Origin of the sequence: Microbispora sp. H13382 (genome assembly GCF_014161445.1) — a bacterium.
GTDB lineage: Bacteria > Actinomycetota > Actinomycetes > Streptosporangiales > Streptosporangiaceae > Microbispora.
This window is the reverse complement of record NZ_JABBXA010000008.1, coordinates 195,958-212,670: the sequence shown is the minus strand read 5'-3', so window position 1 is coordinate 212,670 and position 16,713 is coordinate 195,958. Positions and strand designations below refer to the sequence as shown.

At 72.5% G+C, this 16,713-nt stretch carries 17 protein-coding genes; 9 read left to right on the top strand and 8 right to left on the bottom strand.

Annotated features, from left to right (window positions below; genetic code table 11):
• Window position 1: 1 nt before the first annotated feature.
• Complete coding sequence (locus HHX41_RS18415) at window positions 2-667, bottom strand: Lrp/AsnC family transcriptional regulator (protein ID WP_249350435.1); 666 nt, start codon at window positions 665-667, stop codon at window positions 2-4.
• A 139-nt stretch (window positions 668-806) separates the two neighbouring features.
• On the opposite strand from HHX41_RS18415, the gene HHX41_RS18410 reads away from it, so the two are divergent.
• The 8 genes from HHX41_RS18410 (at window position 807) to HHX41_RS18375 (ending at window position 8,746) form a co-directional block, all read left to right on the top strand.
• Window positions 807-2,402: an ABC transporter substrate-binding protein gene (locus tag HHX41_RS18410; protein WP_169984448.1), complete on the top strand. Its 1,596-nt coding sequence runs from the start codon at window positions 807-809 to the stop codon at window positions 2,400-2,402.
• Between the two features lie 22 nt (window positions 2,403-2,424).
• Window positions 2,425-3,450, top strand: coding sequence for an ABC transporter permease (locus HHX41_RS18405; RefSeq protein ID WP_310742050.1), 1,026 nt, complete (start codon window positions 2,425-2,427; stop codon window positions 3,448-3,450).
• On the top strand, window positions 3,447-4,322 hold the full coding sequence (locus HHX41_RS18400) for an ABC transporter permease (RefSeq protein WP_310742049.1): 876 nt from the start codon (window positions 3,447-3,449) through the stop codon (window positions 4,320-4,322). The genes HHX41_RS18405 and HHX41_RS18400 overlap by 4 nt, the downstream gene beginning before the upstream one ends.
• Entirely contained in the window at window positions 4,319-5,107 is a 789-nt protein-coding gene (locus tag HHX41_RS18395; RefSeq protein WP_182906950.1) for an ABC transporter ATP-binding protein, read from the top strand. Before HHX41_RS18400 ends, HHX41_RS18395 begins: the two co-directional genes overlap by 4 nt.
• 2 nt (window positions 5,108-5,109) lie before the next feature.
• Window positions 5,110-6,051 (top strand): ABC transporter ATP-binding protein, encoded by a 942-nt coding sequence (locus tag HHX41_RS18390; RefSeq protein ID WP_182907057.1) that lies wholly within the window; start codon window positions 5,110-5,112, stop codon window positions 6,049-6,051.
• On the top strand, window positions 6,048-7,052 hold the full coding sequence (locus HHX41_RS18385; protein ID WP_220504189.1) for a Xaa-Pro peptidase family protein: 1,005 nt from the start codon (window positions 6,048-6,050) through the stop codon (window positions 7,050-7,052). The genes HHX41_RS18390 and HHX41_RS18385 overlap by 4 nt, the downstream gene beginning before the upstream one ends.
• Before the next feature lie 147 nt (window positions 7,053-7,199).
• Window positions 7,200-7,604, top strand: a complete 405-nt coding sequence (locus tag HHX41_RS18380) for a YciI family protein (RefSeq protein WP_310742048.1) — start codon at window positions 7,200-7,202, stop codon at window positions 7,602-7,604.
• Entirely contained in the window at window positions 7,601-8,746 is a 1,146-nt protein-coding gene (locus HHX41_RS18375) for an RNA polymerase sigma factor (protein WP_182906949.1), read from the top strand. The genes HHX41_RS18380 and HHX41_RS18375 overlap by 4 nt, the downstream gene beginning before the upstream one ends.
• Window positions 8,747-8,780: 34 nt before the next feature.
• Here the strand turns inward: HHX41_RS18375 and HHX41_RS18370 are convergent, their stop codons facing one another.
• Window positions 8,781-9,365 (bottom strand): DJ-1/PfpI family protein, encoded by a 585-nt coding sequence (locus HHX41_RS18370; RefSeq protein WP_182906948.1) that lies wholly within the window; start codon window positions 9,363-9,365, stop codon window positions 8,781-8,783.
• Between the two features lie 177 nt (window positions 9,366-9,542).
• Between HHX41_RS18370 and HHX41_RS18365 the strand changes: the two genes are divergently transcribed.
• On the top strand, window positions 9,543-10,166 hold the full coding sequence (locus HHX41_RS18365; protein WP_182906947.1) for a hypothetical protein: 624 nt from the start codon (window positions 9,543-9,545) through the stop codon (window positions 10,164-10,166).
• A 154-nt stretch (window positions 10,167-10,320) separates the two neighbouring features.
• On the opposite strand, the gene HHX41_RS18360 is transcribed toward HHX41_RS18365, so the two are convergent.
• From HHX41_RS18360 to HHX41_RS18335, 6 genes are all read right to left on the bottom strand, one after another.
• The gene (locus tag HHX41_RS18360) at window positions 10,321-11,871 is read right to left on the bottom strand and encodes a long-chain fatty acid--CoA ligase (protein WP_182906946.1); all 1,551 of its coding nucleotides are present in this window, start codon (window positions 11,869-11,871) and stop codon (window positions 10,321-10,323) included.
• A gap of 106 nt (window positions 11,872-11,977) precedes the next feature.
• A complete protein-coding gene (locus tag HHX41_RS18355) occupies window positions 11,978-12,436 on the bottom strand; it encodes a MaoC family dehydratase (RefSeq protein WP_182906945.1) in 459 nt (152 codons plus the stop codon).
• Window positions 12,433-13,323 carry an amidohydrolase family protein gene (locus tag HHX41_RS18350; protein ID WP_182907055.1) on the bottom strand — a complete coding sequence of 297 codons (891 nt, stop codon included), beginning with the start codon at window positions 13,321-13,323 and terminating at the stop codon, window positions 12,433-12,435. Before HHX41_RS18350 ends, HHX41_RS18355 begins: the two co-directional genes overlap by 4 nt.
• A gap of 10 nt (window positions 13,324-13,333) precedes the next feature.
• Complete coding sequence (locus HHX41_RS18345) at window positions 13,334-14,260, bottom strand: SDR family NAD(P)-dependent oxidoreductase (protein ID WP_182906944.1); 927 nt, start codon at window positions 14,258-14,260, stop codon at window positions 13,334-13,336.
• Between the two features lie 129 nt (window positions 14,261-14,389).
• Window positions 14,390-15,637, bottom strand: a complete 1,248-nt coding sequence (locus tag HHX41_RS18340) for a 2-hydroxyacyl-CoA dehydratase family protein (RefSeq protein ID WP_182906943.1) — start codon at window positions 15,635-15,637, stop codon at window positions 14,390-14,392.
• Window positions 15,625-16,713: a 2-hydroxyacyl-CoA dehydratase family protein gene (locus HHX41_RS18335; RefSeq protein WP_182906942.1), complete on the bottom strand. Its 1,089-nt coding sequence runs from the start codon at window positions 16,711-16,713 to the stop codon at window positions 15,625-15,627. Before HHX41_RS18335 ends, HHX41_RS18340 begins: the two co-directional genes overlap by 13 nt.

Here is a 16,713-nt window from a genome sequence, read left to right as displayed (position 1 = left end):
CCTACGATTCGTCGCGCAGCGCGGCGCGGCCCTCGGCCGCCCCGACGAACCGCATCTTGCCGAGCGGCAGCCCCTGCCCGTGCCCCTGCCCCTGCTCGGGCTCCGGCGAGGGGGCGGAGCCGGGCCGCCGCGAGGTCCCCCGGCCCCGCTCCCGCTCGTGATCGCTCGGCAGCACGTACGGCCGCCTGAGCACCTCGTCCAGGATGAACACGGTCTCGGTCGCCTTGACGGCCGGGATGTTGGCCAGGCGTTCGGTGACCATCGCGTGCACCTCGGCCACGTCGGCCATCCTTACCTGGATCATGGCGTCGTGCTGCCCCGTGGTGATGGCGCAGTACTCCACCTCCGGCATCTGCGCGAGCTGGGCGCGGAACTGCCGCCACATCTGCTGGCGCACGGTCACGAAGATCAGCGCGACGATGCCGAGGCCGGCCCGCTGGTGGTCGATCTCCGCCGTGAACCGCCTGATCACGCCGTCGGCGCGCAGCGCCTCGAACCGCGTGTACGCGTTGGCCCGGGAGATCCCCACCCGCTCGGCGAGCGCGGACACCGAGACGCGCCCGTTCTCCCTGAGCACCTCGAGGATCTTCAGGTGGGTGGCGTCCAGCTCCAGGCCGATGCCGATCCGTCCAGCGGCCCCGCCTCCGGACCCCGAGTTGCTTGACATTTCGGTCACTGGTTCTTCCTCCACGGGAGATTCGTCTCGGTTCGGCCTCATGAGCTGGACTTTCTGCAGCACAATCCTGGACGATCGGCGACCAAACGTCCATACGGCCACGAGTTGGCCTGTTTTCGGAGGACACATAATGACGACCCGTTCGTGGCAGGTGAGGGCCGGCCTGCTGCCGGTTGTGCTCACCGGCGCCCTCGCCCTCGCGGCCTGCTCCGGCGGCGGCTCGTCCAGCAGCACCCAGAGCGGCGCCGCGGGCAAGACGCTCGTGATCGACACCTCGTTCGACCTCAAGACGGCGGACCCCGGGCGGACCTACGAGCCGACCGGCCTGATCGTCGACAAGGCGACCTACGACACGCTTCTCACGTTCGAGGGCTCCGACGTCACCAAGCCGGTGCCGTCGCTCGCCGAGTCGTACGAGCTGTCGCCCGACGGCAAGGAGCTCACGCTCAAGCTGCGGCAGGGCGCCACGTTCGCCGACGGCTCCCCGGTGACGGCCGACGACGTCGTGTTCTCCCTCACGCGGGTCCGCGACATGAAGGGCACGCCGTCGTTCCTGCTGGACGGCGTGGAGGTCGCCAAGACCGACGACACGACCATCACGCTGACGTCGAAGACCCCCAACCCGGCGCTGCCGTACATCCTCCCGAACCCGGCCCTCGGCATCCTCAACTCGAAGGTCGCCAAGGAGAACGGCGCGACGAACGACCCGAACGACAAGGCCGAGCAGTACCTGAACTCCGCCTCGGCCGGCTCGGGACCGTACACCATCGAGTCGTTCAACGTGAGCAGCCAGGTCGTGCTCAAGGCGAACGCCAAGTACTGGGGCGCGAAGAAGCCGTACTACGACAAGGTCGTCATCCGCAACGTCGAGTCGGCCACGCAGAAGCTCAACGTGCAGCGCGGCGACAGCCAGGTGGCGCTGAACCTGTCCGGCGACCAGGTTTCCGGCGTCTCCGGCGGCCTGCAGGTCAAGCGGACCGCCTCGGCGTACGTGTTCTTCCTGCTCGCCAACCAGGACCCGGGCGTCAGCAAGGTCACCTCCAACCCCAAGTTCGTCGAGGCGCTGCGCAAGGGCATCGACTACCAGGGCCTGCTGGAGCTGGCCGGCGAGGGCTCGACGCAGGCCTCGGGCATCATCCCGTCGATGTTCCTCGGCGCGCTCCCCGCCGACCAGGCGGCCGCCCGCGACGTCGAGGGCGCGAAGGCGGCGCTCGCGGCGAGCGGCGTGGCCGACCCCAAGGTCACGCTGGAGTACCCCAGCGAGCTGACCGTGAACGGCCTGTCCTTCCAGCCGCTGGCCGAGCGCATCCAGGCCAACCTCAAGGAGGTCGGCATCACGGTCGAGCTGGCCCCCGCGCCGGTCACCACCGCCCTGGACAACTACCGCAACGGCAAGGAGGAGCTGGGCCTGTGGTACTGGGGCCCGGACTTCCCCGACCCCAGCAACTACCTGTCGTTCGCCCCGGGCAAGCTGGTCGGCCTGCGGTCCGGCTGGAAGGCGGGCGCGGACAAGGACGTCCAGGCCGCGGCCGACAAGGCCGGCGCCGCGGTGACCGACGACGACCGCAAGCAGGCGTTCACCGACTTCCAGCAGAAGCTCAACGCGACCGGTCCGTTCATGCCGCTGATCCAGCCCGGGCAGAACATCGTGACGGCGGCCTCCGTCACCGGCGTGGAGTACCACCCCGTGTGGACGATCAATGTCGCCGACCTCGGCGCGAAGTAGCCGGCGTACGGGGAACCGGGCGGTGCGCAGCCCGCTCGCCCGGTTCCTGGTCCGGCGGATCGTCACGGCGCTGCTGCTGGCGGTGGGGATCACGCTGGTCACCTTCGTGCTGACCAACCTGGTGCCGGGCGACCCCGTGGCCGCCAACCTCGGCCAGCGGGCGCTCGGCGACCCGGCGATCGTGGCCCAGTGGCGGGCCGACCACGGCCTCGACCGGCCGCTGCCGCAGCAGTACCTCGCGCACCTCGGCGGGCTGCTGCACGGCGACCTCGGGACGAGCCAGCAGAGTCACCGCCCGGTGCTGGACGACCTCGCCCAGTCCGTGCCGGCCACGCTGGAGCTGGCCGGGGCCGCGATCGTCGTCTCACTGGTCCTCGGCGTCGGCTTCGGGGTGGTCGCGGCGCTGCGCCGGGACCGTTTCGCGGACCACGTGCTCCGGGTGCTGAGCCTGGTCGGCATCTCGGTGCCGACCTTCTGGCTCGCGCTGATGGCGTTCTACGTGTTCTTCTTCCGGCTCCAGATCACTCCGGGCAGCGGCCGCATCGACCCGGGGATGACCCCGCCGCCGCAGGTCACCGGCCTCTACACGGTCGACGCCCTGCTGTCGGGCCGGTGGGACGTGTTCTCCTCGGCCGTCGGCCACCTGGCCGCCCCGGCGCTCGTGCTGGCCCTCTACACGATCGGCCTGCTGACGCGGTTCACCCGCTCGGCCGTGCTGGAGGTGCTCGGGCAGGACTACGTCCGCGCCGCCCGCGCCAAGGGCCTGCCCGGCCGCGTGGTGCTGTTCCGGTACGTCCTGCGCCCGGCGCTGGTGCCCGTCATCACGGTGGCCGGTCTGGCGTTCGGCAGCCTGCTGTCCGGCACCGTGCTGGTGGAGGCCGTCTTCGCCTGGCCGGGGGTCGGCCAGTACGCCTACAAGAGCGCCACCACCCTCGACCTGCCCGCCGTCATGGGCGTCGGTCTCGTGGTGGGCGTGGTCTACCTCGTCATCAACCTGGTCGTCGACGTGCTGTACGGCGTCGTCGATCCGAGAGTGAGGGTCTCGTGAAGCGCGCCGGCCTGTTCGCGCGCACCCGCGCGAGGCGGCTCCCCGAGGCGTGGCGGCGGCCGCTGGCGGTCGTCGGCGTCGTCGTCGCGCTGGCCTGGATCGTGGTCGCGCTGGCCGCGCCGGTGCTCGCGCCGCACGACCCCCTGGCCCAGGAGCTGCCCCGGCTCGCGCCGCCCGGCCCTGGCCACTGGCTCGGCACCGACCAGCTCGGCCGCGACATCCTCAGCCGGGTCATGTACGGCGCCCGGGTGTCCATCCCGCTCACGCTGCTGCTCGTGGTGCTGTCGGTGCTGATCGGCGGCCTGCTCGGCGCCTGCGCGGGCTACTTCGGCCGGTGGGTGGACGAGACGATCATGCGCCTGGCCGACCTCGTGTTCGCCTTCCCCACCGTCATCCTCGCGATGGTCGTGGCCGCCGCCCTCGGCGCGAGCCTCGGCAACGCGGTGCTCGCCGTGCTCGTCGTCGCCTGGCCGGCGTACGCGCGGGTCACCCGCGGCCTCGTGCTCGGCGTGCGGGAGCGGGAGTACGTGCTGAGCGGCCGGCTGCTGGGCTTCTCGGCCTGGCGCTCGCTGCGGGTGGACGTGCTGCCGAACGTCACCGGGCCGGTCCTGGTGCTCGCCACCCTCGACATCGGCACCGCGCTGCTGCTGCTGTCGGGCCTGTCGTTCCTCGGGCTCGGCGCCAAACCGCCGTCGCCCGAGTGGGGCGCGATGGTCGCCGCGGGGGTGGACGTCTTCGACAGCTGGTGGGTCGCGACGTTCCCCGGGCTGGCCATCCTGACGGTCGTCCTCGCGTTCAACTTCCTCGGCGACACGCTGCGCGACGCGCTCGACCCACGTACCGCCCGGGCCATCAAGGAGCGTGCACTGTGAGCGCCGCGCTGACGATCGAGGGGCTGCGGGTGTCGATCGGCGGCCACGACGTCCTGCACGGCGTGGACCTGAGCCTGGAGGCGGGCCGCGTGCACGGTCTCGCCGGGGAGAGCGGCTCGGGCAAGACCATGACCGGTCTCGCCGTGCTCGGCCTGCTCCCCCACGGCTCCCGCAGCTCGGGACGGATCGAGTTCGGCGGGCGTGACCTGCTGGAGATGCCGGCCCGCGAGCTCAACGAGGTGCGCGGCGCGAAGATCGCCATGGTCTTCCAGGACCCGTCGACCAGCCTGCATCCCATGCTGACGGTCGGGCGGCAGCTCACCGAGCACATGCGCCACCACCTGCGCCTCGGCAGGAACGAGGCACGGGAGCGGGCCGCCGGCCTGCTCGCCAAGGTGCGCATCCCGGGCCCGGAGGAGGCGCTCAAGCGCTACCCGCACCAGTTCTCCGGCGGGATGCGGCAGCGGATCGCCATCGCGGTCGCGCTGGCCTGCGAGCCCGAGGTGCTGATCGCCGACGAGCCGACGACCGCGCTCGACGTGACCGTGCAGGCCGGGATCCTCCGCCTGCTGCGCGGCCTCTGCGACGACCTCGGCCTCGCCGTCCTCCTCGTCACCCACGACCTCGGCGTGATGTCGGCGGTCGCCGACGAGGTGAGCGTGATGAAGGACGGCCTGGTCGTGGAGACCGGCACGCGCGGCCAGGTGCTGCGCGAGCCCCGCCACCCCTACACCCGTTCGCTGCTCGACGCCCTGCCCGTTCCGCCTGGGGAGAACTCGCCGTGACCATGCCTCTGACCGGTCCCCTTCTGTCCGTGGAGGACCTGGTCGTGGAGCACCGGACGCCGGGCCGTCCGGTCGTGCGGGCGGTGGCCGGGGCCAGCCTGCGCGTCGCCGCCGGTGAGGTGGTCGGCCTCGTCGGCGAGTCCGGGTGCGGCAAGTCCACCCTGGCCCGGGCGGTGTGCGGACTGCACGGCACCGCCTCGGGACGGATCCTCGTCGGCGGGCACCCGGTGACGCCCCTCGGGCTGCGCCGCAGGGATCCGGCGCTCAGCGGCGTGCAGATGGTGTTCCAGGACCCGTACTCCTCGCTGAACCCGCGCCGGCGCGTGGGCACGCAGATCGCCGACGGGCTGCGCACCGCCGGCGACACCGCGACCAGCCCCGCCGACCTGCTGGAACGGGTGGGGCTGCCGCGCGCGTTCGCCGGCCGTTACCCGCACGAGTTCTCCGGCGGGCAGCGGCAGCGCGTCGCCATCGCGCGGGCGCTCGCCGCCCGGCCGTCGCTGCTGATCGGGGACGAGCCGATCTCCGCCCTGGACGCCTCCGCCCAGGCGCAGGTGGCCCGGCTCATGCGCGACCTCGCCGTGGAGTCCGGCGCGGGCCTGCTGTTCATCAGCCACGACCTGTCCGTCGTACGGCTGATCGCCGACCGGATCGCGGTCATGTACCTCGGCAAGGTCGTGGAGACCGGGCCGACCGCGGAGGTGTGGGCCGACCCCCGGCACCCGTACACACGGGCGCTGCTCGCCGCGATCCCCTCCCCCGACGGCGCCGGAGTGCTGCCCGCCGAGCTGCCCGGGGACGTGCCCGACCCCGCCGATCCCCCGGCGGGCTGCCGGTTCCATCCCCGCTGCCCGTTCGCGATGGACGTGTGCCGGGAGCGGGAACCCGACTTCGGTCCGGTGGCCTGCTGGCTGCACCAGCCGGAGCCGTCCACCCTGTCATGATCGACCCGCTCGTGCTGGAGGACGTACGCGCCGGGATGGCCGGTGCGGGCATCGACGCCCTCGTGCTGCGGCCCTCCCCGGACTTCCGGTACCTGCGGGCGGACCCGCTGTCGGCGGCGGGCGGCGAGGAGGGCTACCTCGTGGTGGCGCTCGACGGGCCGCCCGCGCCGGCAGCCGATCCCGCGCGGGCCGCGGCTCTCGTGCCGCCGGCGGCCCGCCGCGTGGCCGTGGACCCCCAGATGCACGCCGCCGAGCTGTTCGCGCTGCGCCTCGGCGCGGAGCTCGTGCTGGCCTCGGTCGTGCTGGCGCCGCTGCGCCTGCGCAAGCGCGCGGCCGAGGTGGCCGCGCTGCGGCAGGCCGCCGCCGCGGCCGACGCCGTGCTGCTCGCCGCCCGCGAGCTCACGTGGTTCGGCGCCACCGAACGGGCGATGGCCCGCAGGCTCCGGGCGATGCTCGCCGAGACGGGCTGCGAAGGGGCGCCCTCCGTTCTCGTCGCCGCGGGCGAGCACTCCGCCGACGCGCGCCACCGGCCGTGCGAACGGGTGATCAACCCGGGCGACGCGCTGCTCGTCTCGGTCGGCGGACGCTGGAACGGCTACTGCGCCGAGGTCGCCCGGGTCTTCGCGGTCGCGGAGCCGCCCGAGGACTTCGACGCCATGTACTCGGTCGTCCTCGCCGCCCAGGAAGCCGCCGTCGACCGCGTACGCCCCGGAGTGGCGTGCGCCGAGGCCGATGCGGCCGCCCGCGAGGTCGTCGACGGCAGCGGCTACGGCGACTACACCGCCGCACGGACGGGCCGGGGCATCGGGCTGAGCCCGGCCGAGGCGCCCTGGCTGGCGGCCGGGGAGACGTTCGCGGCCGGAATGGCCGTCTGCCTGGAACCCGCCGTCTACCTGCCCGACCTCTTCGGCGCCCGGGTGGCCGACGTGGTCGTGTGCGGCGAGGACGGGCCGGAGGTGCTCAGCACCGCCTCCCGCGCCCTGCACGTCCTCGACCGGTAGGCCGGCCGCGGCCACACGCGTCACCCGCCACGACCAGAAGAAGATTCTGGAAGTCGGCGTGCTTCCGGGTGTCGAGAATGTGGTGCCGGCTCCGTCCCAGGGACACAGTGGCCATGACGGGCCGCGCGACGGAGAGGGAGAACCACCGTGAAGTACCTGCTGCTGAAGCACTACCGGGGCGCGCCGGCTTCGGTGAACGACGTGCCGATGGACCAGTGGACGCCGGAGGAGGTCGACGCGCACGTGCAGTACATGCGCGACTTCGCGGCCCGGCTGGAGGAGACGGGCGAGTTCGTCGGCGAACAGGCGCTGGCGCCCGAGGGCGCGTTCGTGCGGTACGACGGCGAGGGGCGCCCGCCGGTGACCGACGGTCCGTTCGCCGAGACCAAGGACCTCATCGCCGGCTGGATGATCATCGACGTGGAGTCGTGGGATCGCGCGGTCCAGCTGGCCGGGGAGTTGTCCGCCGCTCCCGGCGCCGGCGGCAAGCCGATCCACGAGTGGCTGGAGGTGCGGCCGTTCCTCACCCAGTCGCTCAGGGTGACCGAGTGAACGAGTCGCTGCTGCGGGAGCTCGTGCCCGCGGTGATCGGTGTCCTCGTCCGGCGCGGAGCGGACTTCGCGTCGGCCGAGGACGCCGTGCAGGAGGCCCTGATCCGGGCGCTGGAGACCTGGCCGGACGATCCGCCGCGCGACCCGAAGGCGTGGCTCGTCGCGGTCGCGTGGCGCAGGTTTCTCGACGCCGCGCGCGCCGAGGCGTCGCGGCGGGGGCGGGAGCTCGCCGTGGAGGCCGAGCCTCCCGCCGGCCCGGCGCCCGCCGCCGACGACACGCTGCGGCTCTACTTCCTGTGCGCGCACCCCACCCTGCCGCAGAGCTCGGCCGTCGCCCTGACGCTGCGCGCGGTCGGCGGTCTGACCACACGGCAGATCGCGGCGGCCCACCTCGTCCCCGAGGCCACCATGGCGCAGCGGATCAGCCGGGCCAAGCGGCGGATCGCGGGGCTGCCGCTCGACCAGCCCGGCGATCTCGGGACGGTGCTGCGCGTGCTCTACCTCGTCTTCAACGAGGGGTATGGCGGAGACCTCGACCTGGCGGCCGAGGCGATCCGCCTCACCCGCCAGCTCGCCGCCCTGACCGACGAGCCCGAGGTGGCGGGGCTGCTCGCGCTCATGCTGCTGCACCATGCGCGCCGCGCGTCTCGCACCGGCCCGGGAGGTCGCCTGGTGCCGCTCGCCGAGCAGGACCGGTCACGCTGGGACACCGGCCTGATCACCGAGGGGGTGGCGATCCTGCAGGCCGCGCTGGCCCGCGACCGGCTGGGCGAATACCAGGCGCAGGCCGCGATCGCCGCCCTGCACGCGGACGCCCGCAGCGCCGCCGAGACAGACTGGGTGCAGATCGTGGAGTGGTACGACGAACTGCTGCTCCTCACCGGCAGCCCGGTGGTGCGGCTCAACCGAGCGGTGGCGGTCGGGGAGGCCGACGGACCGCAGGCCGGTCTGGCGGCGCTGGCCGCCGTGGATCCCGGTGTGCCCCGTCACGTCGCGGTGCGGGCATACCTGCACGAGCGCGCCGGCGACCTCGAGCACGCCGCCGAGTTGTACGCCGAGGCCTCGCGTGCCGCCGCCAGCGTGCCGGAGCGCGACCACCTCACGCGGGAGGCCGCACGGGTGCGGCAGCTGCTGCGCCCGTGAGCGCACGCCGGGACGGCGTCGAGGAGCTCCGGCCCTACACGGGCGGCGCGGGGTCGTACTGCATGCGCCGGCGCACCTCCCGGGCCCGCTCGACTCCCGCGAGCCGTGCCACCAGGTGGAGCGCCATGTCGATGCCCGCCGACACTCCGGACGAGGTGACGACGTCGCCGTCGTCGACGAAGCGCTCGTCGCGGCGGACGTCGATGCTCGGATCCAGGTCGGCGAGCAGGTCGAGGGCGCCCCAGTGTGTGGTCGCCGGGCGGCCCGCCAGCAGGCCGGCCGCGGCGAAGACGAGCGACCCGGTGCAGACGCTGGTCATCAGGGGCACGCGTTCGCGCTGGTTCCGCACCCATTCGAGGTGTTCCGGGTCCCCCAGCTGGGGGCGGGTCCCGGCACCGCCCGGATGCACGAGGACGTCGAGATGGCCGACGTCGGCGGCCGACCGGTCGGCGTACAGGGTCAGCCCCTTGGACGCCCGTACGGCTCCCGCCCGCGGCGCGAACGCGACGACCTCCGCCTCCTCCGGGCACAGCTTCGCCCACATGCCGAAGACTTCCCAGGGACCGACCGCGTCCAGTTCCTCCACCCGGTCGAACAGCAGGATTCCTACGCGTGTCATGCCCGCCATCCTTGCTCAGGAGGCGCCGAGCACGAAAGCAGCGGCAAAAGTGGGCAAATAGTCGCTATCAGCACCAGCAACCACACGAGGCTCGATAGAGGATAGAAAGGTCATTTTCTAAAGCTCCGCGGGTCAGGCCGAGATCCGCGATCGGGGGACACGGAATCGGGAGGACCCATGACCACGACCGGGACGACGCCGGGCACGGCCACGGCGGGCACCACGACCGGCACCGCGGCAGGCACGGCCGCGACGGGAACGACGACCACCCGGGGCCGCGCGGGCCGCGCCCGGACCACGACCACACCGCCCACACCCACGCCCACTCCGGCTCCGCCAACCGAGATGAAGGAGGGGCACCGGCCCCAGCTGGACCTGAACCTGCCGTTCCTGCGGATCCAGCTGCGGGCACCCGAAATGCACATGCCACACGTGGGCATGCCGCACATCAGCGGCCGCGACGTCGGGCACGCCGTGGACATGGCCCGGACGTTCCTTCCGCCGCCGGAGCGCATCATGTACTACGGCGGTCTCGGCGCGCTGGCCGCGCTCGGCATCCTGGAATGGCCCGTGGCGGCGGCGATCGGCGCGGGAACTCTGATCGCGCAGCGCGCCAGGGGCCGCGAGCAGCGCTGGTCCCCGCTCAGCGGTCCGCAGAAGGGGACGCCCGCCGCCGGAACCCCGGGTATGCCGGAGCCGGCGGCGCAGACGGCAGCCACGAGGAGAACCGCCACGGCCGGAGGCGCGGCGAAGACCCCTGCCACAGGCACCACCCGGCGTACCAGGGCCGGCGCCAAGTAACAGGGGAAGCACGAGGGGAAGACGGGAGGCGCCTCGCGCGGGTCCGCGGGCGGCGGCACCGCGCGACCGGCGCGCCGCAGGCCCACCGGCCTCGCCGTCGGCGAGCGGGCCGGCCTCGTCCCGTCACCCCGTCGCGGGACCCGGGGGCCCGCGGTCACATCGGAGAAGTGGAGGTGCCGGCACCGGGCAGCGGAAGGCGTCGCAGCAGGGGCTTGCGGATCTTGCCCGAGCCCGTCTTCGGCAGGTCGTCCGTGATGTCGAAATACGTTGGGATCTTGTACGCGGCCAGACGAGATCGGAGGAAGTCGCGCAGCTCGCCGGCGGTGACACTCGCGCCGGGACGGAGGACCACGAACGCGCGGCCGGCCTCGCCCCATTTGGCGTCGGGCACGCCGAGCACGGCGACCTCGGCGATGGCCGGATGCTCGAAGATCGCCGCCTCGACCTCGGCCGGGTAGACGTTCTCCCCGCCCGAGATGTACATGTCCTTGACCCGGTCGACGACGTACAGGTGACCCTCCTCGTCCAGGACGCCGATGTCTCCGGAGCGGAACCAGCCGCCGTCGGAGAAGGCGGCGGCGGTCGCCTCCGGGTCGCGCCAGTAGCCGGGCGTCACGTTCGGCCCCTGGATCAGCACCTCACCCGGCTGTCCCGGCGCCGTGTCCGTGCCGTCGGGCTGGACGACCCGCACGTTGGCGAAGAACACCGGAACCCCTGCCGAGCCCACCTTGCGCACGCTCTGACTGGCCTCGAGGAAGGTGGCGCCGGGAGCGGTCTCGGTGAGCCCGTATCCCTGGCAGAACACCAGGCCCCGTTCCTGGTACGTACGGATCAGGGCGGCCGGGATCGCCGCACCCCCGGCCATGAGGTGGCGCAGCGACGACAGGTCCGCACCGGTCCACCTGGGCGACCGGGCGAACGCGGCGAACATCGTGGTGACCCCGAACATCCAGGTGACCCCGTGCTTCTCTATGAGGTCGTAACACTCGTCGACCCCCCACGACGGCATGATCACCGAGCTGCCGCCCTTGAGGAAGGTCGGCAGCAAGGTCTGGTTCAGCGCGGCGACGTGGAAGAGCGGGGCGCTGATCAGTGTCGTCTCGTCGCTGGTGACATCGACGCCGAGCAGGAGGTTGTAGCAGTTCCACACGAGGTTGCCGTGCGTGAGCATCGCGCCTTTGGGCCGCCCGGTCGTACCCGAGGTGTAGAGGATGAGCGCGGTGTCGTCCATCCGCACGGGTATGTCGATCGGGGTGGGATCGCCCTCCGCGAGCCAGCTCTCGTAGTGCCGCTCCCCTGGCCCCGGAGCATCGAGGGCCACGACCTCCCGGAGGGCGGCCGCGGTGTCCGGCAGGGCGCGGACCACCTCGGCGCACTCGGGCGCGTAGATCAGGACCTCGGCGCCCGAGTGGTCCAGCATGTAACCGATCTCGGGCGCGGCCAGACGGAAGTTCAGCGGCACGAAGATCGCCCCGAGCAGGTGCGAGGCGAACATCGTCTCGACGAAGGCGAGGTGATTGCGGCCGAGGTAGGCGATCCGATCGCCGGCCCGCACCCCCGCCGCGCGCAGGCGCGACGCCAGCCGTGTCGTCCGCTCGTGGACCTCGGCGTAGGTGACGGACCGGTCCCCGACGACGAACGCGGGCCGGTCCGGTGTCATCCGGGCCCGGCGGGCGGGCCACCCTCCCAGTCCGGCGTTGCGCATTGGTGTTCGACCTCCTGACAGCTGGGGGAATCAGGGAAGGTGCCCGGACCGAGCAGGCACGGCGGCGCGGGTCCGGTCCGTGGTCCGCGGGAAGCGGGAAGCGGGGTCAGGCGTAGTGCCGGTAGACGGCGCGGGCGACGCAGGCGGGCTTGGCCGCGCCGTCGATCTCGACGGTGAAGTCGAGCAGCATCTGGACGCCGTCGCCGGGGACGTCCTCGACGGAGACGACGACGGCGCCGAGCCGGATCCTGGCGCCGACCCTGACCGGGCTGGGGAAGCGGACCTTCTCCAGCCCGTAGTTGATGCTCATCGTCACCCCTTGGATCTCCAGCAGCTCATTGAACATCGGGATGACCAGGGACAGGGTCAGATACCCATGGGCGATCGTGCCGCCGAACGGGCCACCCTCGGCCCTGACCGGGTCGACGTGGATCCACTGGTGGTCGCCGGTGGCATCGGCGAAAGTGTTCACCCGCTCCTGGGCGATCTCCAGCCAGCCGCTGCGCCCGAGGTCCTTACCGGCCAGCGCCCTGATCTCGTCGAGCCCGTACGCCGTGGTGGTCATGCGTCCGTCGTCCTCTCCTGCGCGCCGAGCCCGAGCAGGCGCACGGCGTTGTCCTTCAGGATCCTGGGGCGGACCTCGGGCTTGATCTCGAGCTTGTCGAAGTCGGCGAGCCAGCGGTCCGGGGTGATCACCGGGTAGTCGGAGCCGAAGAGCACCTTGTCCTTCAGCAGCGTGTTGGCGTACCGCACGAGCTGCGGCGGGAAGTACTTCGGAGACCAGCCCGACAGGTCGATGTAGACGTACGGCTTGTGCGTGGCCACCGCCAGCGCCTCGTCCTGCCACGGGAACGACGGATGGGCCAGGATGATCCGCAGCTCGGGGAAGTCCACGGCCACGTCGTCCACCAGCATGGGATTGCCGTACTTGAGCCGGATGCCGCCTCCGCCGGGGACGCCCGCGCCGATGCCGGTCTGGCCGGTGTGGAACAACGCCGGGACGCCCAGTCCCTCGATCGCCTCGTACAGCGGGTACGCCACGGGGTCGTTGGGGGCGATGCCCTGGATGCTCGGGTGGAACTTGAAGCCGCGCACGCCGTACTCCTCGACCAGCCGCCGCGCCTCGCGCACGCCCGCCCGGCCCTTCCAGGGATCGACGCTGGCGAACGGGATCAGCACGTCGGCGTGCTCGGCGCAGCTCTCCGCCACCTCCTCGTTGGAGATGCGCGGGTGCCCGGTGGCGTGCTCGGCGTCCACGGTGAACACCACCGCGGCCATCGTCCGCTCCCGGTAGTAGGCGGCCATCTCCGCGATGGTCGGCTGCCGGTGCCCGTGGGCCTTGAAGTAGTCCTCCGACGCCCCGAACAGCTCCGGGCTGAGCGATCCGTGCCCGTCCTTGGAGATCTCCGCGTGCGTGTGCACGTCGATCGCGACCAGGTCGGCGACGTTCATGGCCGCCATGTCAGGCCCCCTCGGCGTCGGAGGCGGGCACCTTGGGCGCGGGGATGCCGTACGTCTCCGGCTCGGCGCCGACTCCCGACCGCCAGGAGGCTGCGATGGTCTCGGCCGTCCAGCCGCCGTCGGCGAACGCGACGGCCTTCTCGGCCGGGTGCGACCACAGCGCGAGCCGGTCGCCGCCGATCCCGATCGCCTGGCCGGTCACCCCCGCCGAGGCGTCCGAGGCGAGGAACACGACGAGCCCCGCCACGTCCTCGACCGTGCCCAGCCCCTCGTCCCTGCGCAGCCACTCGGGGAACGGCCGCCCGGTCCGCTCGGACTCCTCGATGATCGGCGCGAACACGGGAATGGTCTTGGTCATCTCCGTGGCCGCCACCGGGACGACCGCGTTCACCGTGATGTTCGCCCTGGCCAGTTCCAGCGCCCAGGTCCTGGCCATCGCCACGATGCCGGCCTTGGCCGCCGCGTAGTTGGTCTGCCCGAAGTTCCCGCGCTGGCCCGCCGGGGAGGAGATCAGGATCAGCCGGCCCCCGCTCCCCTGCTCGCGCATGCGGACCGCCGCCGCCCGGGCGCAGGTGAACGTGCCGCGCAGGTGCACGTCGATCACCGCGTCGAAGTCGTCGTCCGACATCTTCCACAGCACCCGGTCGCGCAGGATGCCCGCGTTGGTGACCATCACATCCAGCCGGCCGAACTCCTTGACCGCGGTGTCGACCAGCCGGCCGGCCGCCTCGGCGGAGCCGACCGGGGCGACGACACCCCGTGCGGCGCCACCCTCGGCGGTGATGGCGTCGACGACCTGCGCCACCGCTTCGGCGTCCACGTCGTTGACGACCACCGCCGCCCCGCCCGCGGCAAGCGCCTCGGCGTACGCGCGGCCGAGCCCGCGGCCCGCACCTGTGACTACGACGACCTTGCCGGAAAGATCCATGGGATTCCCCCTGAGTTGTGCGGCGAATGGCGCGAATATATGTCGATTTTGTGACGGCCGTCAAAGATCTGCCCAACATTTGGGCGAGCTCGGCCCGCATGGCGGAGCGGAGCCGGGGGACGATCGGGGTCAGGCCAGGACGACGTTCTCCAGCCACTGAGCGATGCGCTTGACCACCTCGTCGTCGAAGGTGCGGGCGTCGACGTTGTCGGCGTGGATCTCGATCACCGGGAACCCGGCCGCCTCCAGCGCCCTGGCGGTGAAGTAGCTGCCGCGGGGATCGTCGGAGACCAGGTGGACCACGCCGTCGATGCCGTGCAGGCGGGCCTCCTTCACGTACCACTCGCCGGACCACGGCGGGGTGTAGAGCTGGTCGCCGAAGGCGGCGAAGCGCGCCGCCAGCGCCCTCATGGGGTCGTCGCCGTAGCGGACGTACCCGTCGGCGGCGATGGCCAGGTACATCGACCAGACGAACACCGCGCCGTACTCCTCCTGGAAGCGCTGGTAGAAGCCCATGTCGTACCAGAGGCCCCGGCCGATCCACATCAGCCGGGCCCGCTCGTCCGGGCACGCGGCCCGGCCCGCGTCGACCCGGTCGCGCACCTCCTCGTAGAAGCGCCTGGCGATGTCCCTGGCCCACTCGGTGCCGCGGTGCCACTGCGGGAGCATGACGCTGGGGATGCTGTCGACGACGCCGAGCGGGGCGGGCCGGGTGCGGGCGATGAGGTCGCGGGTCTTCCTGTTCCACTCCTCCTGCTCGTTGACCAGAGCCATCACGGCACGGAAGCGGGACTCGCTGAACCGCCTGCCGGTGGTGGTCTCCAGGAACCTGACGAGGTTGTCCAGCTCCGCGGTGAGCAGGTCCAGCCTGGCCGGGCCGACGGCCTGCTCCCAGCGGTGCGGCATCAGCTCCCACCAGTTGGCGGGGACCTCGTTCTCGGCGGCGCTCTCCAGCGGATAGAAGGTGACCCCGGGCTCGTGACCCCAGATGTCGAAGACCTTGCGAGTGATGTCACCGGTGGCGTCCCCGACGACGATGTCCGGTTTCGGCAGGCCGCCCCACGGGGCGGCCTCCGGTTCCGGGTCGAAGGCGGAGCCGAGGGTGACCGAGTTGTACTGCTCGGAGTAGTCGGGGTAGCCGCGCCGCCGCACCAGCTCCAGGTAGTGCCCCGAACGCTGCTTGGCGGCCACCAGGGACGCCCACCATTGGCTGACCGCGTACGGGATGTCCATCGTGCGGAAGATCTCGTGCGGGACGTCCGCGTTCAGCAGGGCGAACGGCTCGCCGGCGGCGACCCGGCGCCGCAGGCCGGCGAACCACTCACGCTGGTGCCTGCCCGCCTCGGCCGCCGTGGCGAGGGTTTTCACACTGCGCATGGGTGTTCCTTCCGCAGGGCGGTCAGGTCGGCACGCCCGTACTCCTGGCGTTCCAGCAGCACGGCGGGGATGTCGAGCGCCGCGCGCTGCGCCGGGAAGTCCCAGGCCGGGGCCTCGTCGCCGATCCTGGAATAGGCGACGAAGAGCTCGGCCCGGCAGTGCCGTACGGCCCGCGCCGCGTGGGCGGCGCGCTCGCTCACGGTGGCCCGGTGGGCGGTCGGGCCGCCGTGGTGGTAGTGCTCGGCCAGCGCGTCCAGGCCGCCCGCGCCGACCGGCTCCCTGAGGAAGAGCTCGCCGAAGGAGTGGTCCTCGCCGACGATCACGTAGCCCTCGGACTCGACGGCCTCGTACACATGTGGTGTGTCGTGGTCGCTGCCGCTCAGGAAGACGCGCCGCCCGGGGTGTTCCCCGAGCTGTCCCGCCTCGGCCAGCAGCCGTTCCAGCAGCGCGATGTGCTCGTCCACGGGCAGGGCCGCGTTGGCCACCGCGAGGAACTGCCGTCCCGTCAGGCGGGCGGGCACGGCCCTGCGCAGCTCGGCGACGGCGGCCAGCAGCCGGCGCCGCTCGTCGTGCGCCGCCACCGCTCCGGCCACGTCGAGGGGCCGGCCGGTCCAGGCCTCCAGCCTGGCCGCGAACTCGCCGATCCTGCGACGGTTGTACAGGGCGGTCGTGCGGTGCGGCAGGTGCAGGATGTCGACGAGGTACACCTCGGGCAGCCCCGTGCCCGGCTCCACGCGGCGCAGCTCGCGCAGCGCGTAGAACAGCCGCAGGGACGCCTCGCAGTCGTGCGAGACCACGACGCGGTCCAGGCCGCCGAAGGACCCGGCGAGCAGCCGGGTGAGCACCGAGCTGGCCGCCGGGTCCACCCCGCGGCCCAGATATCGGTCTCCGGGCGCGGAGCCGGAGTCCGGGTCCCCCGTGAGACGGACCGCGCGGACCCCCGCGGCGGTCAGCAGTTCGACCGGCACGTCCGCCCCGACATAGCCGACGACCAGGGTCCGGTCGCCCGTCGGGGCGGCCGGAGGTGCGCCGCGCCGGGTGTACGCCTCCTCCAGCGCGGCCAGCGCCGTGGGCAT

What these genes read in the sequence shown, in the direction of transcription:
- HHX41_RS18415 (WP_249350435.1), bottom strand. Translation starts at nt 667, where the DNA reads ATGTCAAGCAACTCGGGGTCCGGAGGCGGGGCCGCTGGACGGATCGGC.
- HHX41_RS18410 (WP_169984448.1), top strand. Translation starts at nt 807, where the DNA reads ATGACGACCCGTTCGTGGCAGGTGAGGGCCGGCCTGCTGCCGGTTGTG.
- HHX41_RS18390 (WP_182907057.1), top strand. Translation starts at nt 5,110, where the DNA reads ATGCCTCTGACCGGTCCCCTTCTGTCCGTGGAGGACCTGGTCGTGGAG.
- HHX41_RS18385 (WP_220504189.1), top strand. Translation starts at nt 6,048, where the DNA reads ATGATCGACCCGCTCGTGCTGGAGGACGTACGCGCCGGGATGGCCGGT.
- HHX41_RS18370 (WP_182906948.1), bottom strand. Translation starts at nt 9,365, where the DNA reads ATGACACGCGTAGGAATCCTGCTGTTCGACCGGGTGGAGGAACTGGAC.
- HHX41_RS18365 (WP_182906947.1), top strand. Translation starts at nt 9,543, where the DNA reads ATGACCACGACCGGGACGACGCCGGGCACGGCCACGGCGGGCACCACG.
- HHX41_RS18360 (WP_182906946.1), bottom strand. Translation starts at nt 11,871, where the DNA reads ATGCGCAACGCCGGACTGGGAGGGTGGCCCGCCCGCCGGGCCCGGATG.
- HHX41_RS18355 (WP_182906945.1), bottom strand. Translation starts at nt 12,436, where the DNA reads ATGACCACCACGGCGTACGGGCTCGACGAGATCAGGGCGCTGGCCGGT.
- HHX41_RS18350 (WP_182907055.1), bottom strand. Translation starts at nt 13,323, where the DNA reads ATGAACGTCGCCGACCTGGTCGCGATCGACGTGCACACGCACGCGGAG.
- HHX41_RS18345 (WP_182906944.1), bottom strand. Translation starts at nt 14,260, where the DNA reads ATGGATCTTTCCGGCAAGGTCGTCGTAGTCACAGGTGCGGGCCGCGGG.
- HHX41_RS18340 (WP_182906943.1), bottom strand. Translation starts at nt 15,637, where the DNA reads ATGCGCAGTGTGAAAACCCTCGCCACGGCGGCCGAGGCGGGCAGGCAC.
- HHX41_RS18335 (WP_182906942.1), bottom strand. Translation starts at nt 16,713, where the DNA reads ATGCCCACGGCGCTGGCCGCGCTGGAGGAGGCGTACACCCGGCGCGGC.